This window comes from Sphingomonas sp. 7/4-4 (genome assembly GCF_027941955.1).
GTDB lineage: Bacteria > Pseudomonadota > Alphaproteobacteria > Sphingomonadales > Sphingomonadaceae > Sphingomonas.
On sequence record NZ_CP115960.1, the window covers coordinates 3743771 to 3766649 of the forward strand.

Below are 22879 nucleotides of genomic sequence, written 5' to 3' on the forward strand. Positions count from 1 at the left end.
CCATATGTCGAGAGTTCCCGTTCGTCCCTATCTCGTCGCCAAGGACGAAGAAGGCGTCTTCCGCATCACCGTGCGTACGACGCGGTTCAATTCGCAAGGCTACCCGCTCGTGTCCAGCGAGACCCTCGCCGATGCATTCAAGACGCAGACCGCGGCGAAGGCGTTCGTGCGCGAGGAATTTCACGCCGAATCTAGCGACATCGCAATCAAATAGGGGCGGGATCGCCAGATCCGGGCAGAGGAAGCTAGCCGACCCGCTGCTGTCGCCACGCGCTCCGCGTGACGGGACCCGTGAGGACGCGGGCGCCATAAACGCGTGCAACAACGGCTGCATCGTCCGCGTTCATGAAGACCACCCGCGTGCCCTGCGGATGCAGCGGTTCGATCGCGCTGATCGCCGCGTTGTGTTCCGCCGACAGGGCAACCACCTCGTCGACGGTGGCGTCGATATTCACTGCGCGCGACATGCGAGCGCCAACGAGAGAGAAGGGACGGCCGGCGGCAACAACGGGCGGGAATTGCTTGCCGTGAAGAGCGAGAGAGGCGGCTTCTCACGGCGCTGCCCAGGCAGCGGCAACGGGACGAGGATTTCGGAAATTTGCAGCACGCGATGCTCCCAGCCAGAGCGGGAGCGCGAACCTCTCTCAGTCGCTTCCTTGCTCGTGACGAAGCGGAGCGATCCTTCCTAGATGGTCTTCGTGGCGCGTATTACCAGCGGCCTCGCCAAAGATATCGGGTCTGGATTCGCGGTAGGCGGTTTTCGGGGTGGAAAGCCCAGGGGGACGACAGCAACTTTACGACGTCAGGCCTCTCCCTCGCGCGCCACTTCGCGCCAGCCGATATCGCGCCGGCAGAAGCCGGTGGGGAAGTCGATCGCATCCACCGCGCGATAGGCGGCCGCCTGAGCCGCGCGTACCGAAGCGCCCCGCGCCGTCACGCCGAGCACACGCCCGCCGCTTGCCACCAGCGTCTCGCCGTCCAGCCGCGTGCCCGCGTGGAACACCTTCGCGCCAATCGCCTCGGCCGCGTCGATCCCGCGGATTGCGCCGCCGGTTTCGGGGTGCCCGGATAGCCGTTCGCCGCCATCACCACGGTCAGCGCCGTATCTGCGGAGAAGGCGGGATCGGGCCGGCCGCCAAGCTCGCCCTTCGCCGTCGCGATCATCAGCTCGAGCAGATCGCCTTCATAGCGCAGCATCAGTACCTGGCATTCGGGATCGCCGAACCTGGCGTTGTACTCGATCAACTTCGGTCCCCGATCGGTCAGCATCAGCCCCGCATAGAGCACGCCCGAATACGGCGAACCCATCCGTGCCAGCGCCTCGATCGTCGGGCGGACGATCGTCTCGATCGCTTCGCGTTCCAGCGCGGGCGTCAGCACCGGTGCGGGGCTGTAGGCGCCCATGCCGCCGGTATTGGGCCCGGTGTCGCCGTCGCCGACGCGCTTGTGGTCCTGCGCCGATCCGAACGGGAGCAGATGCGTTCCATCGGTCAGGACGAACAGGCTGGCTTCCTCGCCCTCGAGGAACTCCTCGATCACTGCGCTGGCACCGTGCACCGCGAAGATGTCGCGGATCGCCTCTTCGGCTTCCTCGCGCGTCATCGCCACGGTGACGCCCTTGCCCGCGGCGAGGCCGTCGGCCTTGATCACCACCGGCAGGGGAAAATCGTCGAGCGTCGCGAGCCCGCCGTCGCGGCTCTCGACGCGGACATAGCCCGCGGTCGGGATCTTCGCGCGCGCACACAGGTCCTTGGTGAAGCCCTTCGACCCCTCGAGCTGCGCCGCCGCCTTGTTGGGGCCGAACACGCCGATCCCCATCGTGCGCAGATTGTCGCCGAGCCCTTCGACCAACGGTGCCTCCGGGCCGATCACGACGAAGCCGATCGAGTGGCGGATGCAGAAATCGATGATCGCGCGATGGTCCGAAAGCGCGATCTCGGCCAGTTCGGCGTGTGCGGCTATTCCCGGATTGCCCGGCGCGGCGTAGAGCTTCGTGAGGAGCGGCGATTGCGCCAGCTTCCACGCGAGCGCATGTTCGCGGCCTCCCGACCCGAGTAGCAGGACGTTCATGGCCGACCCCTTTTCCGATACGTCATCCGGGCGGCTCGTAGCCGAGCAGGTGCCGGGGGACAACGCACCTGAAATGAGCGTCAGCGAACTCTCGCTCGCGCTCAAGCGGATGGTCGAGGGCGAATTCGGCCATGTCCGGCTGCGCGGCGAGATATCGGGCTGGAAACGCGCCGCCTCGGGCCACGCCTATCTCGCCCTCAAGGACGCCGATGCCGTGATCGACGGCGTGATCTGGCGCGGTGCCGCGAGCGCGATCCCGTTCCAGCCACAGGACGGGATCGAAGTGATCGTAACCGGCAAGCTCACCACTTATCCCGGCCGCTCCAAATATCAGATCGTGATCGAACGGATGGAGCTCGCCGGCGAAGGCGCGCTGATGGCTTTGTTCGAGAAACTGAAGGCGAAGCTGGCGGGCGAGGGGCTGTTCGATCCCGCGCGCAGGAAGCCCTTGCCCTATATGCCGCGCACGATCGGGGTGGTGACATCGCCGACCGGGGCAGTGATCCGCGATATCCTGCACCGGCTCGCCGATCGCTTCCCCAGCCATGTCCTCGTCTGGCCGGTCAAGGTGCAGGGGAGGGCGCCGCTGCCGAGGTCGCCGCGGCGGTGCAGGGATTCAATGCGCTTCCCGCCGACGGGCCGGTGCCGCGTCCTGATCTCGTCATCGTCGCGCGCGGCGGCGGCTCAATCGAGGATCTGTGGGCGTTCAACGAGGAAGTCGTCGTCCGGGCAGTCGCGAACAGCGACATTCCGGTGATCTCGGCGGTCGGCCACGAGACCGATACCAGCCTGTGCGATTTCGCCGCCGATCTGCGCGCGCCGACCCCCACTGCGGCCGCCGAGATCGCGGTGCCGGTGCTGGCGGACGTCCGCCACACCGTCGCGACGCTCGCGCATCGCACCGAACGCTGTGTCCGCCGCTATCACGAGCGTGCCGGCGAACAGCTCGCGGCATTGGTTCGGGTGCTGCCGCGCCGCGACGCGCTGCTCGGGCCCCAGCGCCAGAAGATGGACGATCTCGCCGGGCGCCTGGATCGCGCGCTCGAACGCCGGGTGACTCTCGCCCGCGCGCAGCTCGATCGCGACGCCGGCGCGCTGCGCCCCGCCGTGCTCGACCAATTGGTGGCGACGGCGCGGCATCGCTTCGAAGGCGCGTCGCGGCTGCTCGACAGCGTCAATCCCGACAATCTGCTCCAGCGCGGCTATGTCCGCGTGGGCGCCAAGGCGACCGGAAAGGTCGTCACCACCGTCGCCGAAGCCCAGGCGGCGGGGGCGATTACGCTTCAGTTCAGGGATGGCCCGGTAGATGCCCGGGTTGAGCGGCCCGCCGGCAAACCCTACACCGGTTCGGCCCCCGAGCAGCCGAGCTTGCTGTAAACCACTATGGAATCGAGACCGTCATGCTGATGTCCAACACCGCCCGCGCCGCCAAGCTCCATTACATGGCCAACGGCTTCCGCGTGCTCGCCCCCGGCGACCACGTCGTCTGCGCGGTCAGCGGTGAGCGCATCCCGCTCGACATGCTGCGCTACTGGAGCGTCGAGCGTCAGGAACCCTATGCCAGCGCCCAGCACGCTGCCGAGGCGATCCACGGCAAATGAGGCAAGCCCGGTTGGGGGCGGCTCTCGTGCTGGGCCTGCTCTGCGCCTCCGCCCAGGCCCGTGACGTTCAGCCCGCTGCGGCGGCGGTGCAGGCCGATCCCTTCGCACTGACCGGAAAGCTGGTGCAGGGCGGCATGGCGACCGGCACGGCGCCGCGCGGGACGACGCTGCTCAGCCTCGACGGCAAGCCCGTTCAGATTGCGTCCGACCGACGCTTCCTGATCGCGTTCGATCGCGATTCCGCTCCGGCGGCGACGCTCGTCGCCCGACTCGGCAACGGAATCGAGGTCCGCAAGCAGCTTTCGATCGCCCCGCGCGCCTGGGACATATCGCGCCTCAATACCTTGCCTAAATATCCGGTGCCTCGCCCCGAGTTCGACCGGGTGCGCCCGGCCGAGCTCGCCCAGATCAGCGCGGCGCGCGCGCTGGGGAGCGATTCCCAGGGCTGGCGGCAGACCTTCCTGTGGCCGGCGGTCGGCCGCATCTCGACGCTGTTCGGCTCGCAGCAGAATCTATGCCGGCGAACCCGGCGCCTATCATTCGGGCATCGATATCGCCCGGCCTACGGGCACGGTCGTGTTGGCGCCGGCCGACGGCGTGGTCATTCTCGCCACGCCCCGGCCCTTCACGCTCGAGGGCAATCTGGTGCTGATAGACCATGGCATGGGGCTCAACAGCGCGTTCATGCACCTCTCCCGAATCGACGTGAAGCTCGGTGAGCGCGTTCGCCGGGGACAGCCGCTCGGCGCGGTCGGCAAGAGCGGGCGGGCGACCGGCCCGCATCTGCATTGGGGGTTGCGCTGGAACGACGCCCGGCTTGATCCCTTGCTCGTCGCCGGACCCATGCCTGCCGCGGACTAATGTGTCCCCTGCATTGCGACGCAACATTATTTTCATGTCCCGCGTCGCTGACGCAACATTCAAACCAGCAATGTGGCATTTTGGATACAGTGCCTCCAAAAGGCGGGGTGCCAACCTGAATGCACGCTTTACAGCGGGCGGACCCCTCTCCATCCATCGAGCCAAGCTTTGCCCAGAGCATGTCTACAGACGTGCGGGGGCGGAGCGGGGAGACACATCGGCCGGAATGCACTGCAGCACGGCCGGACCAAGCGAGGGAAATTCATGAAGAAGACCCAGATCACACGCGGTCTGCGCGGCGGTACGGCTTTGTCCGCTATCGTACTCGCAGGCACGCTGTTCGCCGCGCCTGCGTTCGCGCAGGACGCATCGACGCCGGGGCAGACCCAGATTGCGACGCAGGCCGACGACGCGCAGGACACGGGCGACATCGTCGTCACCGGCACGCTCTTCCGTCGCACCGACACGGAAACCGCTTCGCCGGTGACCGTCGTCACCAGCGAGACGCTCAGCCGTGCAGGCACCACCACGATCGCCGACGCGATCCGGCAGGTTTCGGCCGACAGCGCCGGCTCGATCCCGACCGGCTTCCAGGGCGGCTTCTCGGCCGGCGGTTCGGCAGTCTCGCTGCGCGGCCTCGGCGTTTCGTCGACTCTCGTCCTCATCGACGGCCTCCGCTCGGCTGCCTTCCCGCTGAACGACGACGGCCACAATTCCTATACCGATCTCAACTCGATTCCCTTCAGCATCGTCGATCGCGTCGAAGTCCTGAAGGACGGCGCTTCGTCGACCTATGGCGCCGAGGCGATCGGCGGCGTGGTCAACGTCATCCTCAAGAAGCAGTTCACCGGCGTCGCCGGCACCGTCGAGGGCGGCGTTGCGGAGGGCGGCTATGGCGCGCGCTATCGCGGCAACCTGACGGCGGGCTTCGGCGACTACGAAGCCACCGGCTGGAACTTCTACGTCAACGGCGAATACCAGCAGGACCGCCGCATCTCGGTGCAGGATGCCGGTTTCCCGTTCAACACCACCGATCTGAGCTCGATCGGCCTGATCGACAACAATACCGGCGACAGCGCGCTGTCGACCGCCACGATCAACGCCGTGGTTCGCCGCACGACCCAGAGCGATCTCAACAATCCGTTCACCGGCGGCGTTGCTGCAACGGGCCTCTACACCACGCTGAACCCCTCCAATTGCGTGGGTAACACCTACACCGTTGCAGGCGCTTCGGGTGGCGTCGGCTGCCGGCATGACAACACCTATGAGTTCAGCCAGGTGCAGCCGTTCCAGGAGCGCTTCTCGGTCAATGGTCGCCTCAGCATTCGCCTGACCGACGATATCGAAGCCTATGTGCTCGGCAGCTATTCGCACAGCCAGGTCGACATCAAGGCCGCGCCTTCGGCGATCCGCCAGCGTCAGCCTTATGGTGCGGCACCGACCACTGCGTCGAACAACCCCGGCATTGTGCTGCCTTATTATGTCTGCGCAGCGGGCGTGAACTGCATCACCGCCGCCGACCGGCGCCTGAACCCGAACAATCCTTATGCGACCGTCAACGGCGCCGATGCAGCGACTGCGGCGGCGAACGCGGCACGCATCTACTATCTGTTCGGCGACATCCGCACGGGCACCGAGCGTGGCAACGAAGTCATTCGCGGCGCGATCGGCTTCAACGGCTCGTTCGGCGACAAGACCCACTGGCGGGTCGAAGCAGTCGGCGCGCGTGACAATCTGGAGCTCAATGCGTTCGGCGTGATCAACATCGCAGGCCTGAAGCAGGCGGTGAACACCGGCGCGTACAACTTCATCAATCCGTCGGCCAACACCGACGCGGTGCGTCAGCTGATCGCTCCGAACATCACCAACCGGGCAACCACGTCGCTGGCATCGTTCGATGCGTCGATCACGCACGAGTTCTTCCAGCTTCCCGGCGGTCCGCTCCAGGTCGCCGTCGGCGGCCAGATCCGTCGTGAGACGCTCGACAATCCGGGCCTGAACCCGAACCGTGAGAATTATGCCAACACGGCGGCTGCTTTCGGCGCGCACACCGTGACGGCGGGCTATTTCGAAATCAGCGCACCGATCCTGCCGGTCCTCGAACTGAGCGGCTCGGGCCGGTACGATCATTATTCGGAAGGCTTCTCGCGCTTCTCGCCGAAGGTCGGCGCGAAGTTCACGCCGATCCGTGAAGTGGCGATCCGCGGCACCTATTCGCAGGGCTTCCGCGCTCCGACCTTCGCGGAAAGCAACCCGCGTTCGAGCTTCCCGGGCTTCGTGACCTTCACGCCGCCGACGAGCTTCCAGATCGCGCACGGCGGCCTGATCAGCGGCGGCAATACCAACCCCTATGCGCAGTCGTATGCCATCGGCGGCGGCTTCTCGGGCAACCCGGACCTCAAGCCGGAGACCTCGCGTTCCTTCACCGGCGGTATCGTTGTCGAGCCGACCCGCGGCGTCAGCATCACGGTCGACTATTACAACATCAAGAAGAACAACGTGATCGTCGCCGGCCCGGATGCCGGTGCGGCACGCGCAGCCTACTTCGCCGGTCAGCCGCTTCCGGCGGGCTATACGGTGGGCGCCGTCGACGCGATCGACCCGCTCTTCCCGAATGCCCTGCCGCGTGTGCTGGTCATCAACGGCCCCTACGTCAACGCCGGTTACTTCAAGACCCAAGGCCTCGACTTCTCGGCTTCGCTCGATCTTCCGATCACGGACGGCGTGCGGTTCGTCAGCCGTCTCGACGTCAACAAGATCCTGAAGTTCGACGTCGACTTCGGCGACGGCACGACGCGTCCGTATGTCGGTACGCTCGGGCCGTACGAGCTGTCGTCGGGTGCCGGTACGCCGGAATGGCGCGGCAACTGGCAGAATACGCTCGAACTGGGTGACTTCTCGATCAGCGCGACGACTTATTATGTCTCGCGGATCAAGGCTGTCGCTGCCGACGAAGTCGAGCCGGACAACAACGGCGACCTCGATCTATCGTGCGACCAGAACCTGTACGGGACCGGTGAAGATGCGTGCTACATCAAGCGCTTCATCTATGCCGACCTGAACATGACGTATAAGGTCAACGACGACTTCTCGTTCTACATGAACGTTGGCAACTTCACCAACGAGCGCGCGCCGATCGCTCCGGCGTCCTACTCGGGCGTGAACTACCTGCCGACGTGGCATTTCCCGGGCGTTATCGGCCGCACCTTCCGTGCGGGCGCTTCGTTCAAGTTCTAAGAACCGGACAGCACAACAAAATGGGGCGGCTCCGCGAGGAGCCGCCCCTTCTTGCCCGGCGATCGCGGCTCAGACGACGCTGAGTTTCAGAGCCCCGTCCCCTTCGTCGATCGCCACGGTCGACCCGTCCTTGACGTCGCCGCGCAGGATCAGGTCCGCGAGCGGGTCCTGCAGATAACGCTGCACCGCGCGCTTGAGCGGACGGGCGCCATAGACCGGATCGTAGCCGACCCGCCCGAGCCACGCGCGCGCGGCGTCGGTGAGCTCGATCCGGATCTTGCGATCCGCGAGCAGCTTGCTCACCCGGCCCACCTGGATGTCGACGATCGGCGCCATATGCTCCTGGCCCAGCCGGTGGAACAGGATGATCTCGTCGAGCCGATTGAGGAACTCGGGCCGGAAATGCGCGCGGACGATCTCCATCACCTGCGGCTCGACATCCTCCACCTTCTGCCCGTCGGCGAGGTTGGTCAGGAACTGCGATCCGAGATTCGAGGTCAGGATCACGATCGTGTTCGAGAAGTCGACCGTGCGGCCCTGGCCGTCGGTCAGCCGCCCATCGTCGAGCACCTGGAGCAGGACGTTGAACACGTCGCTATGCGCCTTCTCGACCTCGTCGAACAGCACGACCTGATAGGGCCGCCGGCGAACCGCTTCGGTCAGCACGCCGCCTTCCTCATAGCCGACATAGCCTGGAGGCGCGCCGAGCAGCCGCGCCACGGAATGCTTCTCCATGAACTCGCTCATGTCGATGCGGACCATCGCGTTGCTATCGTCGAACAGGAATTCGGCGAGCGCCTTGGTCAGCTCGGTCTTGCCGACGCCGGTGGGCCCGAGGAACAGGAACGAACCGAGCGGGCGATTGGGATCCTGCAGCCCGGCGCGGCTGCGGCGCACTGCGGTCGCCACGGCCTTCACGGCTTCGGCCTGGCCGATCACGCGCTTCCCGAGCTGTTCCTCCATGTTGAGAAGCTTCTCGCGTTCGCCCTCGAGCATCCGCTCCATCGGGATGCCGGTCCAGCGCGCGACCACCGCGGCGATGTCGTCGGCGGTAACTTCCTCGCGCAGCATCGCGCCTTTGGTCGTCGCCTGTGCCTCTTCCAGCTGCCGGGTCAGCGCCGGGATCGTCCCGTAATTGAGCTCGGCCATCTTGCCGAGATCGCCTGCGCGCTGCGCCTGCTCGAGCTCCATTTGGCGGCGTCGAGCTGCTCCTTGAGCCGCGATTCGGCGTTGATCTTGTCCTTCTCCGCCTGCCAGCGCCCGGTGAGCTCAGCCGACTGCTGCTCGAGATTGGCGAGCTCGGCCTCGAGCGTGGCGAGCCGGTCCTTCGACGCGGCGTCGGTCTCCTTTTGAGTGCCTCGCGCTCGATCTTGAGCTGGATGATCTCGCCGGTCGAGATTCTCGATCTCCTCGGGCTTGCTTTCCACTTCCATGCGGATGCGGCTGGCGGCCTCGTCCATCAGGTCGATTGCCTTGTCGGGCAGAAAGCGATCGGTGATGTAGCGGTTGGAGAGCGTCGCGGCGCTGACGATTGCGCCGTCGGTGATCCGCACCCCGTGGTGCAGCTCGTATTTTTCCTTCAGCCCGCGCAGGATCGAGATCGTGTCCTCGACCGTGGGCTCGCCGACGAAGACCGGCTGGAAGCGCCGCTGGAGCGCGGCATCCTTCTCGACATATTTGCGGTACTCGTCGAGCGTGGTGGCGCCGATGCAGTGGAGTTCGCCGCGCGCGAGCGCGGGCTTGAGCAGATTGCCCGCATCCATCGCGCCCTCGGTCTTTCCGGCGCCGATCAGCTGGTGCATCTCGTCGATGAACAGGATGATATGGCCTTCGCCGGCCTTGACCTCGTCGAGCACGCCCTTCAGCCGCTCCTCGAATTCGCCGCGATATTTGGCGCCCGCGATCAGGCTGCCCATGTCGAGCGACATCAAAGCGCGGTCCTTGAGATTGTCGGGAACGTCGCCATTGGCGATGCGCAGCGCCAGCCCTTCGGCGATCGCGGTCTTGCCGACGCCGGGCTCGCCGATCAGGACGGGATTGTTCTTGGTGCGCCGGGCGAGGATCTGGATCGTGCGGCGAATCTCCTCGTCGCGTCCGATCACCGGATCGAGCTTGCCGTCGCGCGCCGCCTGGGTGAGATCGCGCGCGAACTTCTTGAGCGCGTCGTAGCGATCCTCGGCGCCCGCAGTGTCGGCGGTGCGCCCGCCGCGAAGCTTGTCGATCGCGGCATTGAGATTTTGCGGCGTGACGCCGGCGGCGGCGAGTGCCTTGCCCGCGGTCGTGGTGCTGGCCAGCGCCAGCGCGAGCAGTAGCCGCTCGACCGTCACGAAGCTGTCGCCGGCCTTGGCCGCGACCTGCTCGGCCTGGTCGAGCACGCGCACCGCGTCGTTATCCAGACCAGGCGTCTGCTGCGCGCCTCCGCCCGACACGGCTGGAACCTTGGCCAGTGCCGCATCGGTTTCGGAGAGCGCGCGCTTCGCATCGCCGCCTGCTGCATTGATCAGTCCGCTCGCCATGCCCTGCTCGTCCTCGAGCAGCGCCTTGAGCAGATGTTCGGGCGAGATCCGCTGGTGGTTCATCCGGATCGCCACGGTCTGCGCCGACTGGAGGAATCCCTTGGCGCGGTCGGTGAATTTTTCGAGGTTCATGCTGGCCCCTGTTGGTTACGGAGCCGATGTAGTGTTGCCATTGTGCAACACAAGGGTCTTGTCGTGTGGGCTCAATCCGGAATGTCGTCCTGGAAATCTTCGTACGTCTCGCCATTGAGCAGGAAGAATGTCAGCCGGTCCAGCTCTTCCTCCTGCTCGGCGTTCATGCCGTGCATTCTCGCGAAGAGCTGCACCGCGATCGTTCCGATGTGCTCGTAATGTATCTCACCATCTTCAATGGATACGACGGTCAGGTCGATCGCGGTCTTCAAATGTCGCGCGGCTTCCTTGAGATTCTTCGGCGCATTGAAATCGATGAACTTCGTCAGGGCGCGTGCGGCGGTAAGTTTCCAGCCGGTTCCTTCGTCGTCCGCTTCGAGATCCTGACGTTTCGACAGCTCCTTCAGATCTTTCTTGGCGCTCTTCTCGTCCGCGCCGCCCGTGCCGCCGCTGGTCATCCCTTGCTTGCGGTCATAAGCGGACCCTGCGCGCTTGTTCCACACGCGGAGGAACATTTCGAGGATGTTGCTCAACGTCTCGTTGAGATCCTCGCCCTCTGCGCCGTGTGTCGCTTCATGGTGATATTGCCCGATCAGCGGCTCGATGCTCGACAGGTCGATGGTATGAAATTTGTTGTCGCCGCCAAGATATTTGGCGCTCGCCTCGGCATCGAGGTGCAACAGCATTCCTGGAGCGTCGTCGCTATCTGGACATGAGTCTTGTCGCGGCAATGTTTCTCCAAAGCCAGTTCGACCAGCGCCTCGGCAACGGTGTGGTCGCCTTGCCCGCCCGAGGCCGTCGTCGGCACGCGCTCTGCGAACTGGATCTTGTCCACGACGCGCGACGCCATGTGCTTGCGGGTCGTGACCTTGATCAGGATGCATTGAGCGACATCGGCCTCCGCGGCGCGCTGCAACGGTACCGCCGCCGCGGTCTGCGGCTGCGCGTCCGCGCGGGTACCCATCACGTCCGCCTCGCGCTCCAGTGCCGGATCGTCGTTTATCGCGGTGTCGTTCGCCCTCAGCGTCGGACGCACCCGGCCCTGTTTCTGCTGCACCACGTGCCACGCTTCGTGGGGAAGATGATGGTTTTGGCCGGGTGCAAGATGGATGTCGCTGCCCTGGGCATAGGCATGTGCGCCGAGTTGCGCGGGCTTGTCCGAATTGCGATGCACGCGGACATCGTCGAGCGACAGACCCGACACCGCCTCCATTCCCAGCTTGAGTCGATCGGGAGTCCGGTGCGATTGGCCGCGCGGGCATTCAGCTGTGCCGCACGATCGCGCATCGCCTGCATCGTCGGGCGTTCGGTTAGCTGGTGCGGGCTTGGCGAAGCGTCCCGCGCGGGGCTTGCCGACGAAAGCGGTCCCGCTTGCTCCCTTTCGAGCTATACTGCGTCATCCGCATCTCCTTCGTCGCCGACCGCCGCGCCCGCTGGAAGTGCGCGCGTCGCGGCCACGGAAACCGTCGAATCCTCGCCGAACGTCTCCCTCCACTGGTGCTGGAAGCTCTGCTCGCCCTCGCGTCCGTACATCTCGTAGGTCGGCACGACGCGCGGGGCATCCTCGTCTGCACCTACCCGCCGCCACGTTTCCATCGTCATGTCGTCCGGTCCATCCTTCGCCACGACCGCCGCGCCGTGATATTTGGTGCCATCGCCGCTTTGCCGCACTATCACATAGCCTTGGCCCACCGCCGGGCTTGCTTCCGCATCCTGATCGGTGGCCGCGCCGCGCTGGACGTTCAGCGCGTCGCTTTCGCCCCAGAGCGATCGCGCGCCGGTCTCGGGATGGATCAGGTCGGATACGTCATGGCCTTCGTTGAGCTGCTGCCCGTGCATGATTTCTTCCATGCCATGGGTGCAATCCTCAAGGACCTCGATGGCTGGTTTGTAGCGGTCGTAGGTGATGGTTTCGGGGGCCGCATCGGCAGCGTCCGCTCCCGCTTCTGCGGCGCCTTGCCAAGCGGGGTTGGGCAACTCGGCCGTCCCGTCCGCTGTGCTCTGGTGCGGGGCCGCCTCGCCTTGCGCGGCATAGCCGGAGGACTGCCCGCCATCCTCATCGATCGCGTAGCGCTGGTTCTTCGAAAAGGTATAGTCCCCATGGTCGAAGAAGCATTGGACCACCGGCGTCGCCGCCCGTCGCTGGACCAATGCAGCGGCAATCCGGCGCTGGGCCGTCACGCTCGCCCGGGCGTTGAGGCTGGCGGCGATCGACGCCTCCCGCGGCGATCGGTCGGCGGCGGCGTGCGTGTGCCCGCTTGCATTCGCCATTCGGCGGGTGGGCGTCGCGAATTCGGCCATCGTGCTGCCTCGAGTGCGGACGCCGGGATAATGCATCCGCGCGCGAGCGAGGTGACAATCGTCCCCGTTATGGAGCGGTCTTTGCCGGTCGAGGTGCGCGGGGCGCGCCCTTGGCGAAGCGATTGCCATAGCGATTGCCTTCATACCAGCGCGGCGGCTCGGGCGCGTCGGCCACTTCGCGGGCGATCAGGTAGTTGAGCCGCGCGAACTTGGCTCCCGCCTCCCAGTTGAAGGGCAGATCTGCCTGATCGGACGGCTGATGGTAGTTCTTCGCGAGGAAGTTCCTGAACGCCTTTTCGCCGCCATTCTTGAACCCCGTCATCAGGAAGATCGACGGCACACCGACCTTGACGAAGCTGTAATGGTCGGAGCGTTCGAAGAAATCCTCCTCGGGCATCGGATCGGGGAGACCGACACGCCCATGCTGGCGCCCGCACGGGCAGTGACTTCGCCCAACGTCGAATGCTCGCCGCCAAAGGCGATCACGTCCTGAAAGTCGTAGAGCAGGATCGGCATGTCGAGATTGATGTCGGCGACGACCCTGCCCTTGCCGACCACCGGATTGCGGGCGAGGTAGTTCGATCCCAGCAGCCCGCTTTCCTCACCCGCCAGCGCTACGAACAGGATCGATCGCTTCGGCCGCTGCCTGCTCCCGGCGAATGCGCGCGCCGTCTCGAGCATGGTCGCGACGCCCGAGGCATTGTCCATCGCGCCGTTGTAGATCTTGTCGCCCGCGCGCAGCGGATCGGTTCCGACATGGTCGAGATGCGCGCTCAGCACGACATATTCGTTCCTTAGCACCGGATCGGAGCCGGGCAGGACGCCGATGACGTTGGGTGCCTTGTAGATGCGCTGGCGCGGCGGATCCCCCGCCGTGATCGGGAGCTTCGCGATCTGGAACCAGCCCGCGTCAGTCCGGGCCTGAACCAGTCCGAGCGCGGCAAAGTGCTCGGCGACATAGACGGCTGCGGTCAGATAGCCTTTCGACAAGGTATAGCGGCCCCCTAGCGCGTCGTCGGCGAGGAACTCGACATGCTTGCGCACTTCGCTGGCGCTGAACGCCGGTTCGTTCGGAGCTGCCTGGGCATGCGCGGCCATGGGCGCGAGGACGAGCGAGAGCCCGGCGAGGAGCATCGGAACACGCATGGGAGGTCTCTCGGAAAAAGGCGCCAATCGGCTCGAGGCTAATCGAAAAACGGTCGGCTGCAAACGCTTACGGATTCGGTTGCAGCGGTTACCGCCTGCGCTATGTTCGGCCGCAGCCTCATCCTTTCCCGGGAAGCCCACCGCACATGAAATCGTTCCTGATGTACTGCAGTGCAGCCACGGTTGCGCTCGCCACCGCTTCGATTCCGCCGCCGCGCAGCAGGTCGCCGCGAGCGCTTCCGCCGCAAAGCCGGTGCCGGTGGCCGAACTCGTGAAGCGCGTCGACATTCCCTTTGAGGAATTCACGCTCAAGAATGGCCTGCGCGTCATCGTCCACACCGATCGCAAGGCGCCGATCGTCGCGGTGTCGACCTGGTACGATGTCGGATCGAAGCACGAGCCGCAGGGCAAGACCGGCTTTGCGCATCTGTTCGAGCATCTGATGTTCAACGGCTCGGAAAACGCTCCGGGCGATTTCTTCGAGCCGCTGAAACAGGTCGGCGCGACCGACTTCAACGGCACCACCAGCTTCGACCGCACCAATTATTTCGAGACCGTCCCGCGCCCGGCGCTCGATCGCGCCTTGTTCCTCGAGAGCGACCGCATGGGCTATCTGCTCGGCGCGATCACCCAGGACGTGCTCGACGAGCAGCGCGGCGTCGTCCAGAACGAGAAGCGCCAGGGCGACAACCAGCCTTATGGCCTCGTCTATTACAAGCTGCTCGAGGAGCTGCTGGCGGGCAACGCCTATGGCCATAACGTGATCGGATCGATGGCCGATCTCGATGCCGCGAGCCTCGACGACGTCAAGAACTGGTTCCGCTCGCATTACGGCCCGAACAACGCCGTGCTGGTGCTCGCCGGCGATGTCGACGCGAAGGAAGCGCGGCCGCTGGTCGAGAAATATTTCGGCGCGATCGCCGCGGGGCCGAAGAGCGTGCTGCCCAAGGTCGAGGTGCCGACGCTGCCGCAGTCCAAGACCGTGGTGATGAAGGACCGCGTCGCCGCGACGATGATCCTGCGTACCTGGGCCGTGCCGGGCATGAACGATCCCGATGCCGTCGCGCTCGACGTGTTCGGCGACGTGCTCGGCGGTCTCGCCAGCTCGCGGCTCGACAATGCGCTGGTGCGCAAGGACAAGGTCGCGGTCCAGGTCTCGGCCGGCATACAGTCGATGTCGCAGCTCGGCATCTTCCAGGTTCAGGCGATCGTGAAGCCGGGCGTGGACGCTGCGCTGGTGGCGAAGCGGCTCGACGAGATCGTGGCCGATCTGATCAAGAACGGCCCCACCGCGGATGAAGTCCAGCGCGTCGCCACCACCACCGTTTCGGGCCGCATTTCGGGGCTGGAATCGGTCGGCGGCTTCGGCGGCAAGGCCGTCGCTCTGGCGTCGGGCGAACTCTATTCGGGCGATCCCGCTTTCTACAAGAAGCAGCTCGCCGAAACGGCGGCGGTGACGCCGGCGCAGGTTCAAGCCGCCGGCCGCAAGTGGCTGAGCCGGTCGTCGCTGACGATCCTGGTCGAGCCCGGCCAGCGCGAAGCCTATCAGGAAGCGCAAGCAGTGCCGGCCGCCGCCAAGCCCGCCGAAGGCGCAGCCAAGGCCGAGCCGGTCAAGGGTACCCGCGGCGCATTGCCGGGCGTCTCGCAGATCGGCGATCTCGACTTCCCGGACGTCAGCCGCACCAAGCTCTCCAATGGCGTCGAGATCGTCTACGCCAACCGAACCGCGGTTCCGGTCACGCAGGTGGTGATGAGCTTCGACGCAGGCGTCGCGGCGGATCCCGCCGCCAAGCTCGGCACGCAGAACCTCGTATTGTCGCTGCTCGACGAAGGCACCACCAGCCTCAACTCGACGGCGATCGCCGAGGCGCGCGAGCGGCTGGGGGCGAGCATCGGCACCGGCAGTTCGTCGGACCGCACCTATTTGTCGGTGGCCGCGCCGAGCCCCAATTTGCCGGGCGCGCTCGACCTGTTCGCCGATGTGGTGCGTAACCCGGCCTTCGCGCCCGACGAGATCGAGCGCATCCGCGCCACCCAGCTCACGGGAATCGCGCAGGAACTCACCAGCCCGCAGGGGCTCGCCAATCGGGCATTGCCACCGCTGCTCTATGGCCCGGGCAATCCTTATGTGAAGCTGGCCGCCGGTTCGGGCGATCCCGCGGCGGTCAAGTCGCTCACCCGTGACGATCTGCTCGCTTTCTATCGGGCGTGGATCCGCCCGGATAAGGCCAAGGTCTTCGTCGTCAGTGATCGCCCGCTCGCCGAGGTCAAGGCGGCGCTCGAGGCGCGCTTCGGCAACTGGAAGGGTCAGGGCGCCGCGGGCGTGAAGGCGTTCAACGTCGCGCCGAAGCAGGTCGCGCCGAAGATCGTGCTGGTCGACCGTCCGGATTCGCCTCAGTCGCTGATCCTCGCCGCGCAGATGACGCAACTCGATCCGTCGAGTGAATTGCTGACTCAGGTCACTGCCAATCAGGTACTCGGTGCCGGCTTCCTGTCGCGGATCAACATGGAACTGCGCGAGAACAAGCATTGGTCCTATGGCGCGCGCGGCGGCTATGACTGGCTCGAAAAGGCCGTGCCCTACACGATCAGCGCGCCCGTCCAGGCCGACAAGACCGGCGAATCAATCAAGGCGATCCAGCAGCAGGTCGGCGATTTCCTGACGACGAAGGGCGTCACCGACGCCGAACTCACCCGCGAGATCAACGGCACGACGCGCGAGCTGGCCGGCCGATCTCGAAACCTCCGGCGCAGTGCTCTCGGCGATGCAGCAGAACGACCTGCGGCACCGTCCGGACAATTTCTACGATACCGTCACGCAAAAATATCGGGCGATGACCGTCGCGCAGCTTGACGCTGCGGCACGCGCGGCTTTGGACCCGAAGAAGTTCGTCTGGGTGGTCGTGGGCGATGCCGCGAAGGTCAAGCCGCAGCTTGACAGCCTCGGCCTGCCTGTCGAGGTGGTCCCCGCAGCGTCGGTTGCGGGCTCGGCCGCGACCGCCGCATCGAAGTAAAATCCGGATCAGGAGAGACGATATGGCGAATGTCGATGGCAGCTGGAACACGGTGACCAAGTCGCCGATGGGCGACCAGCAGGCAGTGCTGACAGTGCAGAGCGCGGGCGACAGCTTCACCGGCAATTTCTCGGGCGGGCTCGGCACCACCGACATCAAGGACGGCAAGGTCGACGGCGACACGCTGACCTTCTCGCTCGACATCACCGTGCCGATGCCGATGACGCTCACCGTCGAGGCCACCGTGGACGGCGACGACCTCAATGGCACCGTCACCGCGGGTGCGTTCGGGAGCTTCCCGATCAACGGTACGCGCGGCTGAGGTTTCGCTTCGGGTGAAAGGGGCCCGCTTCCGAAAGGAGGCGGGCCTTTTTGTTCAATCCTCCCCGCCAGGGGAGGTGTCGGCGAAGGCGACGGAGGGGGAGGACTCACTACACTCAGTGAAACCTCCCCTCCGTCATGCTACGCATGCCACCTCCCCTGGCGGGGGAGGATTAGGTGCGCTTAACCCGCGTCACATGCCCCATCTTGCGCCCCGGCCGGGCATTGCCCTTGCCGTAAAGGTGCAGATGCGTTCCCGGCTCGGCGAGCAGTTCCGCCCATTGGTCGGCATCGCTGCCGATCAGGTTGATCATCTCGACATGGCTGCCGGTGAGCGCGGTCGATCCCAGCGGCAGGCCGCAGATCGCGCGGATGTGATTCTCGAATTGCGAGGTCTCGGCGCCCTCGATCGTCCAGTGCCCCGAATTGTGCACCCGCGGCGCCATCTCGTTGAACACCGGGCCGTCTTCGGTCGCGAAGAATTCGAGCGTCAGTACGCCGACATGGCCGAGCGCCTCGGCCACGCGTCCCGCAAGCGTCGCCGCCTCGGCCCAGTGCCGCGCGATCTCGGCGGGGGCGGGGAGCGAGGAGCGCGCGAGGATGCCGTCCTTGTGTTCGTTCCACGGCGGCGGATAGCTGGTTAGTTCGCCGTCCACCCCGCGCACGGTGATGATCGAGAATTCGTGGCTGAATTCGACGAACCCCTCGAGGATCGCCGGCCGCTCGCCGATCTCGGCCCAGGCGGCTTCGGCTTCAGCAGCGTCGCGGATGCGCACCTGGCCCTTGCCGTCATAACCGAGCCGCAATGTCTTGAGGATCGCCGGCGCGCCGATCTGGTCGACTGCGGCCTTCAATTCCTCGAGCGTCGAGACCGGCGCCCAGGGCGCGGTCCGCCCGCCGATCCCGCCGACGAACGCCTTCTCGCGCGCGCGGTCCTGCGCGATCGAAAGGCTCTGTGGGCCGGGCCGCACCGGCACCTTGCCCGACAGATATTCGACCGGACCGATCGCGATATTCTCGAATTCGTAGGTCACCACGTCGGTCTGCCCGGCGACTTCGTCGAGCACGATGCGGCTGTGATAATCGGCGCGAGTGTAGCTGGAGGCGGTCTGCGCGGCGACGCTTTCGGCATCGGGGGCGAGAACGTGGGTGCGATAGCCGAGCTGCGCGGCGGCGACTGCCAGCATCCGCCCGAGCTGGCCGCCGCCCAAAATACCGATGATCGATCCGGGAGGCAGCGCAGTCATTCGGGGTTGGTCGCCACGCTGTCGGTCTGCGCCGCGCGCCACGCCTTGAGCCGTTCGGTGAGCGCCTCGTCCGACGTCGCGAGGATCGCCGCGGCGAGCAGCCCCGCATTGATCGCACCGGGCTTGCCGATCGCCAGCGTGCCCACGGGCACGCCGCCGGGCATCTGGACGATCGAATAGAGGCTGTCGACGCCCTTCAGCGCCTTGGACTCGACCGGCACGCCGAGCACTGGCAGATGCGTCATCGATGCCGCCATGCCCGGCAGATGCGCCGCACCGCCCGCGCCGGCGATCACTACCTTGAGCCCGCGGTCGGCGGCGCCGGTGGCGTAATCGTAGAGCCGCTGCGGAGTGCGATGGGCGGAGACGACCCTGGTCTCGTGCGGCACACCCAGTTCGTCGAGCACGCGCGCGGCATGGCGCATCGTCTCCCAATCGGAAGTGCTGCCCATGATGATGCCGACTAGAGGTGCGTCCGACATGCCTGCCCCGTGTTGCGGAAGGCTGGGTTGTTAGTGGGGGAGGGGGCGAGGGCAATTCTATTCCTGCAAGGGCACGGGGGCACGAAGAAGAAGGGGTTCACGCGGAGGCGCGGAGAAGAGAGAAGGTTGTTCACGCGACGGCGCGACGAGGGTGCGCCGGCGCGCCAGCGGCGCTCTTCAGCCGCGTGGCAATGTCTCCCGACGTGAGCGTAGGGCGATAACATCGTCGCGTCGTTGCGTCGTTGCGCGAAATCTCCGCGCCTTCGCGCCTCCGCGTGAACCTTTTACCGCTCGCTCAGATAATACCGATCCGTCGCCACCAGCCCTTCGTCCAGCTCGTAGACGATCGGCTGCCCCGTCGGGATTTCGAGGTTGACGATCTCCTCGTCCGGGATTCCCGACAGATGCTTGACCAAGGCCCGCAGCGAATTGCCGTGCGCCGAGATCAGCACGCGCTTGCCCGCGCGGATCTCGGGCGCGATCCGCTCTTCCCAATAAGGCAGCACCCGCGCGATCGTGTCCTTCAGGCTCTCGGTCTGCGGGATCGGCACGCCGTGATAGCGCAGGTCCTTGGCAAGGTCCCAGGGCGACCCCTCCTCGGGCAGCGGCGGCGGGATGTCGAAGCTGCGGCGCCAGATCTTGACCTGCTCGTCGCCGTGCAGCGCCGCGGTCTCGGCCTTGTTGAGCCCGGTGAGCCCGCCATAATGCCGCTCGTTCAATTTCCAGCTCTTCTCGGTCGGCAGCCACAGCCGGCCCATCGCCTCGAGCGACAGGTTGAGCGTCTTGATCGCTCTGGACTGGAAGCTGGTGAAGGTCAGGTCGAAATCGAGCCCCTTTTCCTTCATCAGCTCACCTGCGGCCCAAGCTTCCTTGACACCCAGCTCGGTCAGATCGACGTCCCACCAGCCGGTGAAGCGGTTCTCGAGGTTCCAGGCCGACTGGCCGTGGCGGATCAGGACGAGCTTGGGCATGGGGCCTCCTTGCAACACTTTGGGCAGGTCCTTAGCGAGTCACGCGGCGCGGACAAGCGGGCGGTCGTTCGGGTGAACCAACGCGGCCCTCGCTCAGTTTCCCGGGCGGTCCAGGACGAGCAGGGAGACGCCTTGCCGGCGCAGGGTTACCTCCAGGTTTGCTCGACCGCCACTGACCGCGACGCTACGGGCCGGTCCCACCGGCGCGAGCTGAGAGGCTTTCTCCAGCACGGCATATTGGGCGGCATCGGGCGATTGCGGGGAGCCCATCGCCTTCCATGCGCTGAACGCATTGGCATGACTCTCGTCGACCGGCCACTCCGTCAACTGGCGGCTCTTGCCGCGGCCCAGCCCCGCCAGATTCACGCGGATGGCGGCGTCGGGGCCGGCAAGATCGTCGTCATGATAATACCAGATGAGGATCGCCAGCTTCCCGTCGGCAGTCGTGGTGGCGATCGTGCCGATATCGGGAGCGCTGCGGACACCCGCCTCCATCATGGCGGCGAGCGGGATCTGGCCGCTGCTTCGTGCCGCGATGCGCGTGTCGCCCAGCTGAGCGAACAGCCGGAACACGTTGAGGACGGGCAAGTCGATGCCGTTGGTGGCGAGCTGGCGATAGCCGGCGAACCAGGGCTGGTCCTCGAAAGTGAAGGCCCAGGTGAGCGCGCCTTCGATGTTCACCTTGTGCTGGTCGGCTAAGTCCCAGATCCGCGCGAAGCTGGCGGCGGTGTAGCTCGAATACATCGTGCCGTTGCGATAGGCGTTCTGCGGACCGGGGCAGGCGGCACATCCTCGGGATCGCTTTCGCCGATGACGATCGGCTTGCTCGCCAGCTCGGGCACGGCCGCGATCTTGGCGAAACCGTTGCTCACGCCCTTCAGATGCGTCGCGATGCCCATGCGGACGTGACCGTCGACGAAGCTCGGCTGTCCCTTGGCGTGGAAGGCGAGGAAGTCGGTCGGTGTGCCGATCCTGCCCGTGGCGTGATTGGTGCCACGCGCGACATGGGCGAGGAACTCGTCCATGAACGCGCCGCCCGATCCGGCGACGTCGGGTCCGCCCACGCGCGCAGTGGGAAGCGCCCGGCGCACGGCATCGATCGCATAGTCGTGGAGCTTGTTGAACTCTCCCTGCGTGCCCGTCCAATAAGACGGGCCGTTGGGCTCGTTCCAGACCTCGAAATACCAGCTTTCGACTTCTTCGCGCCCGTAGCGTTCGACATTGTGCTTCGTCCATTGATAGACGAGCTCCGCCCATTTGGCGTAGTCCCGGGGCGGCGCATTCCACGCCCCGGCGATGAGGTTATAGGCGAAGCCGGGGCGCCAGCTGTGCTGATAGGGCGTGCCCGGCGGCGCCGAGGACAGGGCTTCGGGCATGAAGCCGATCTGGAGATAGGGCCTGACGCCGCGCGCGCGATAGGTGTCGATAATCCGGTCGACCACCGTCCAGTCATAGACCGGTTTGCCGTCGGCACGCTCGGTATAGGCGTTGGTGCTGCCCCATTTGAACGCGGGCGTGCCGTCGCCCGTGTTGAGCAGATTGTGCGCGCGGAAATACACCGCGCCCGGCTTCAGCGCACCCAGATGGGCGAGCAGCTTTCGGCCGTCCTTCATCGTCGCGTAATTGGGCTCGTCTGCACCGAAGAAGCGCCAGATGGGCTTCAGCGGACCGCGCCGGAGGCCGGCGTCGACCTCGATAATGACAGGGATGCTGGCGGGGGCCGAGACCTGGGCGGCGGGCGCGTTTTGCGGCGGTGCCGCCGCGACAGGGAGCGCTGGACTGGCGAGCAAGGCGATCATCGCGACCCCGCTCGCGATCCGTGTAATCGCCCGCATCATTCCCCCTTTTGCAAAGCAACGTTCCGTACCGGCGGCTTCGCAGGATCAATTAGCAGGTATCTGAACCACTGCTAGTCGGCGCATTGTCAGCGTGCGCCGCCGCCTGCGAGGGCCTGAACCCGCAAGCGCGGGAAAACCACTTCGAGCGGCTTCGTGTCGGGCAGCACGTAGACATATCCGCCCTTCTTCCGGAAAAGCGGGCGCACGGTCTTGCTGTAGAAGGTCGCGGGCACGTTGATGCACCCGAAGGTTATCCGATTGTCGTCGGAAGTCGGCGACAGCATCCGCTGGCGCCGCCGCTCCTTCGCACTGACGCCCTTCGGGATCGGGTGCAACGCCACGGACGTGGCGTAGTCGACCCAGAGCACCTTTTCCTTGCCCGCGGCCAATCCGTATTTCGCGAGGAAACGCCCAGCGGGTGTCGTCTTCTCCGCAGGGCCGATCTCGGCGAGGTTTTTGCTGCCGATGCCAGGGCTGGCATCGTCCCCGACGGCGACCCCGATCAGCACCGGAACCTGGCCGAGCGCCTTCCCCTTCGCATCGAACAGCAAGAGGGAGGCACTTGTCTTGTCGACGATGATATAGGGCAAAGAGCGATTATCACCCGACGCGGCAACCCAGTCGGCGACGCGCGCAGCCGCTGCCGAAGGGCTGATTTCAACCGGGGGCGGCGTTGCTTCCGATGGCCGGGGATCCCCGGCCATCAGGAAGCTTGCGAGCCCGGCGAGCGCCAGAAACACGTTGCTCATCGAATCGGGCGCTCACCCTGCGGCGATACGATCGCCGCGAAAGATTTCAGCATTTGCGAGCCTGTAATCTCAATTGCGCGGCCGCTTTGCCCGATTCTCCTGCGCCTGCAGCCGCTGCTCCACGCCGTCGACCCGGCCGTTGAGCTGATCGAGCCGCTGGCCGTTATTCTGCGCTTGCCCGGATGCGGCCTGTGCCTCTGCGAGTGCAGCCTTTGCGGTGCCGTCGGTTTCCTGCAATTTCGCCTCGAGTGCATCGACGCGCTGGCTGACAGGAGCGATCTGCTCTCTCACGAAGGATTTGGATGCGCAGCCGCCCAGGCCGGTTGCACCGGCCAGAATGACGGCTGCGGGCAAAAGTTTAGTCACGAAGTGCGACATGGTGTTTCTTTCATT

The 22879-nt window shown here is 65.7% G+C and carries 19 protein-coding genes and 4 pseudogenes; 8 read left to right on the top strand and 15 right to left on the bottom strand.

All coding sequences use genetic code 11. The annotated features are described in order from the left end of the window. Positions 1-4: 4 nt before the first annotated feature. Positions 5-214, top strand: a complete 210-nt coding sequence (locus tag PIB19_RS19215; RefSeq protein WP_271238622.1) for a hypothetical protein — start codon at positions 5-7, stop codon at positions 212-214. Between the two features lie 31 nt (positions 215-245). Here PIB19_RS19215 and PIB19_RS19220 read toward each other — a convergent pair whose 3' ends face one another. Together PIB19_RS19220 and purD are read right to left on the bottom strand one after the other, a co-directional pair. Then, positions 246-455, bottom strand: coding sequence for a hypothetical protein (locus tag PIB19_RS19220; RefSeq protein ID WP_271238623.1), 210 nt, complete (start codon positions 453-455; stop codon positions 246-248). Positions 456-802: 347 nt separating this feature from the next. Beyond that, a pseudogene (gene purD, locus PIB19_RS19225) lies at positions 803-2070 on the bottom strand (phosphoribosylamine--glycine ligase). On the opposite strand from purD, the pseudogene xseA reads away from it, so the two are divergent. The 4 genes and pseudogenes from xseA to PIB19_RS19245 all read left to right on the top strand — a co-directional run bounded on the left by xseA (position 2069) and on the right by PIB19_RS19245 (position 7769). Next, a pseudogene (gene xseA / locus PIB19_RS19230) lies at positions 2069-3447 on the top strand (exodeoxyribonuclease VII large subunit). The pseudogenes purD and xseA sit on opposite strands and share 2 nt — an antisense overlap. A 23-nt stretch (positions 3448-3470) precedes the next feature. Next, entirely contained in the window at positions 3471-3671 is a 201-nt protein-coding gene (locus tag PIB19_RS19235) for a DUF2093 domain-containing protein (RefSeq protein ID WP_056610889.1), read from the top strand. Further along, positions 3668-4532: pseudogene (locus PIB19_RS19240) on the top strand (M23 family metallopeptidase). The gene PIB19_RS19235 and the pseudogene PIB19_RS19240 overlap by 4 nt, the downstream one beginning before the upstream one ends. A 264-nt stretch (positions 4533-4796) precedes the next feature. After that, entirely contained in the window at positions 4797-7769 is a 2973-nt protein-coding gene (locus PIB19_RS19245) for a TonB-dependent receptor domain-containing protein (protein ID WP_271238624.1), read from the top strand. Positions 7770-7838: 69 nt separating this feature from the next. Here the strand turns inward: PIB19_RS19245 and PIB19_RS23790 are convergent, their stop codons facing one another. The 6 genes and pseudogenes from PIB19_RS23790 to PIB19_RS23800 all read right to left on the bottom strand — a co-directional run bounded on the left by PIB19_RS23790 (position 7839) and on the right by PIB19_RS23800 (position 14194). After that, on the bottom strand, positions 7839-8960 hold the full coding sequence (locus PIB19_RS23790; RefSeq protein ID WP_443018648.1) for an AAA family ATPase: 1122 nt from the start codon (positions 8958-8960) through the stop codon (positions 7839-7841). Beyond that, positions 8882-10417: a Clp protease N-terminal domain-containing protein gene (locus PIB19_RS23795; RefSeq protein WP_443018649.1), complete on the bottom strand. Its 1536-nt coding sequence runs from the start codon at positions 10415-10417 to the stop codon at positions 8882-8884. Before PIB19_RS23795 ends, PIB19_RS23790 begins: the two co-directional genes overlap by 79 nt. Before the next feature lie 71 nt (positions 10418-10488). Next, positions 10489-11097: a hypothetical protein gene (locus PIB19_RS19255; protein WP_271238625.1), complete on the bottom strand. Its 609-nt coding sequence runs from the start codon at positions 11095-11097 to the stop codon at positions 10489-10491. Continuing rightward, complete coding sequence (locus PIB19_RS19260; RefSeq protein ID WP_271238626.1) at positions 11010-11591, bottom strand: eCIS core domain-containing protein; 582 nt, start codon at positions 11589-11591, stop codon at positions 11010-11012. The genes PIB19_RS19255 and PIB19_RS19260 overlap by 88 nt, the downstream gene beginning before the upstream one ends. Positions 11592-11803: 212 nt before the next feature. Beyond that, positions 11804-12718: a hypothetical protein gene (locus PIB19_RS19265; RefSeq protein ID WP_271238627.1), complete on the bottom strand. Its 915-nt coding sequence runs from the start codon at positions 12716-12718 to the stop codon at positions 11804-11806. A 67-nt stretch (positions 12719-12785) separates the two neighbouring features. Then, a pseudogene (locus PIB19_RS23800) lies at positions 12786-14194 on the bottom strand (M28 family metallopeptidase). On the opposite strand from PIB19_RS23800, the gene PIB19_RS19280 reads away from it, so the two are divergent. From PIB19_RS19280 to PIB19_RS19285, 3 genes are read left to right on the top strand one after another with little or no spacing between them, the layout of a single operon-like run. Further along, the gene (locus tag PIB19_RS19280) at positions 14124-16718 is read left to right on the top strand and encodes a M16 family metallopeptidase (protein ID WP_336297192.1); all 2595 of its coding nucleotides are present in this window, start codon (positions 14124-14126) and stop codon (positions 16716-16718) included. The pseudogene PIB19_RS23800 and the gene PIB19_RS19280 sit on opposite strands and share 71 nt — an antisense overlap. Then, the gene (locus tag PIB19_RS23230) at positions 16699-16878 is read left to right on the top strand and encodes a hypothetical protein (RefSeq protein WP_336297193.1); all 180 of its coding nucleotides are present in this window, start codon (positions 16699-16701) and stop codon (positions 16876-16878) included. Before PIB19_RS19280 ends, PIB19_RS23230 begins: the two co-directional genes overlap by 20 nt. 22 nt (positions 16879-16900) lie before the next feature. Then, positions 16901-17200, top strand: a complete 300-nt coding sequence (locus PIB19_RS19285) for a hypothetical protein (RefSeq protein WP_271238630.1) — start codon at positions 16901-16903, stop codon at positions 17198-17200. 172 nt (positions 17201-17372) lie between these two features. Here PIB19_RS19285 and PIB19_RS19290 read toward each other — a convergent pair whose 3' ends face one another. From PIB19_RS19290 to PIB19_RS19320, 7 genes are all read right to left on the bottom strand, one after another. Then, positions 17373-18446: a 5-(carboxyamino)imidazole ribonucleotide synthase gene (locus PIB19_RS19290; RefSeq protein WP_271238631.1), complete on the bottom strand. Its 1074-nt coding sequence runs from the start codon at positions 18444-18446 to the stop codon at positions 17373-17375. Next, positions 18443-18928, bottom strand: a complete 486-nt coding sequence (gene purE, locus PIB19_RS19295; protein WP_271238632.1) for a 5-(carboxyamino)imidazole ribonucleotide mutase — start codon at positions 18926-18928, stop codon at positions 18443-18445. The genes PIB19_RS19290 and purE overlap by 4 nt, the downstream gene beginning before the upstream one ends. Positions 18929-19212: 284 nt before the next feature. Then, the gene (gpmA, locus tag PIB19_RS19300; RefSeq protein ID WP_271238633.1) at positions 19213-19899 is read right to left on the bottom strand and encodes a 2,3-diphosphoglycerate-dependent phosphoglycerate mutase; all 687 of its coding nucleotides are present in this window, start codon (positions 19897-19899) and stop codon (positions 19213-19215) included. A 93-nt stretch (positions 19900-19992) separates the two neighbouring features. Further along, positions 19993-20643 (bottom strand): GH39 family glycosyl hydrolase, encoded by a 651-nt coding sequence (locus PIB19_RS19305; RefSeq protein ID WP_271238634.1) that lies wholly within the window; start codon positions 20641-20643, stop codon positions 19993-19995. Next, positions 20595-21734, bottom strand: a complete 1140-nt coding sequence (locus PIB19_RS19310; RefSeq protein WP_271238635.1) for a GH39 family glycosyl hydrolase — start codon at positions 21732-21734, stop codon at positions 20595-20597. Before PIB19_RS19310 ends, PIB19_RS19305 begins: the two co-directional genes overlap by 49 nt. An 89-nt stretch (positions 21735-21823) precedes the next feature. Continuing rightward, a complete protein-coding gene (locus PIB19_RS19315) occupies positions 21824-22486 on the bottom strand; it encodes a hypothetical protein (protein WP_271238636.1) in 663 nt (220 codons plus the stop codon). A 69-nt stretch (positions 22487-22555) separates the two neighbouring features. Further along, the gene (locus tag PIB19_RS19320) at positions 22556-22864 is read right to left on the bottom strand and encodes a hypothetical protein (protein WP_271238637.1); all 309 of its coding nucleotides are present in this window, start codon (positions 22862-22864) and stop codon (positions 22556-22558) included. Between the last annotated feature and the right edge of the window lie 15 nt (positions 22865-22879).

Bases quoted from the DNA above. Each gene is read 5' to 3' on its own strand.
- PIB19_RS23230 (WP_336297193.1), top strand. From the start codon at position 16,699: ATGACCGTCGCGCAGCTTGACGCTGCGGCACGCGCGGCTTTGGACCCG.
- PIB19_RS19320 (WP_271238637.1), bottom strand. From the start codon at position 22,864: ATGTCGCACTTCGTGACTAAACTTTTGCCCGCAGCCGTCATTCTGGCC.
- PIB19_RS23795 (WP_443018649.1), bottom strand. From the start codon at position 10,417: ATGAACCTCGAAAAATTCACCGACCGCGCCAAGGGATTCCTCCAGTCG.
- PIB19_RS23790 (WP_443018648.1), bottom strand. From the start codon at position 8,960: ATGGAGCTCGAGCAGGCGCAGCGCGCAGGCGATCTCGGCAAGATGGCC.
- PIB19_RS19290 (WP_271238631.1), bottom strand. From the start codon at position 18,446: ATGACTGCGCTGCCTCCCGGATCGATCATCGGTATTTTGGGCGGCGGC.
- PIB19_RS19315 (WP_271238636.1), bottom strand. From the start codon at position 22,486: ATGAGCAACGTGTTTCTGGCGCTCGCCGGGCTCGCAAGCTTCCTGATG.
- PIB19_RS19305 (WP_271238634.1), bottom strand. From the start codon at position 20,643: ATGTATTCGAGCTACACCGCCGCCAGCTTCGCGCGGATCTGGGACTTA.
- PIB19_RS19235 (WP_056610889.1), top strand. From the start codon at position 3,471: ATGCTGATGTCCAACACCGCCCGCGCCGCCAAGCTCCATTACATGGCC.
- PIB19_RS19265 (WP_271238627.1), bottom strand. From the start codon at position 12,718: ATGGCCGAATTCGCGACGCCCACCCGCCGAATGGCGAATGCAAGCGGG.
- PIB19_RS19215 (WP_271238622.1), top strand. From the start codon at position 5: ATGTCGAGAGTTCCCGTTCGTCCCTATCTCGTCGCCAAGGACGAAGAA.
- PIB19_RS19285 (WP_271238630.1), top strand. From the start codon at position 16,901: ATGGCGAATGTCGATGGCAGCTGGAACACGGTGACCAAGTCGCCGATG.
- gpmA (WP_271238633.1), bottom strand. From the start codon at position 19,899: ATGCCCAAGCTCGTCCTGATCCGCCACGGCCAGTCGGCCTGGAACCTC.
- purE (WP_271238632.1), bottom strand. From the start codon at position 18,928: ATGTCGGACGCACCTCTAGTCGGCATCATCATGGGCAGCACTTCCGAT.
- PIB19_RS19310 (WP_271238635.1), bottom strand. From the start codon at position 21,734: ATGCGGGCGATTACACGGATCGCGAGCGGGGTCGCGATGATCGCCTTG.
- PIB19_RS19245 (WP_271238624.1), top strand. From the start codon at position 4,797: ATGAAGAAGACCCAGATCACACGCGGTCTGCGCGGCGGTACGGCTTTG.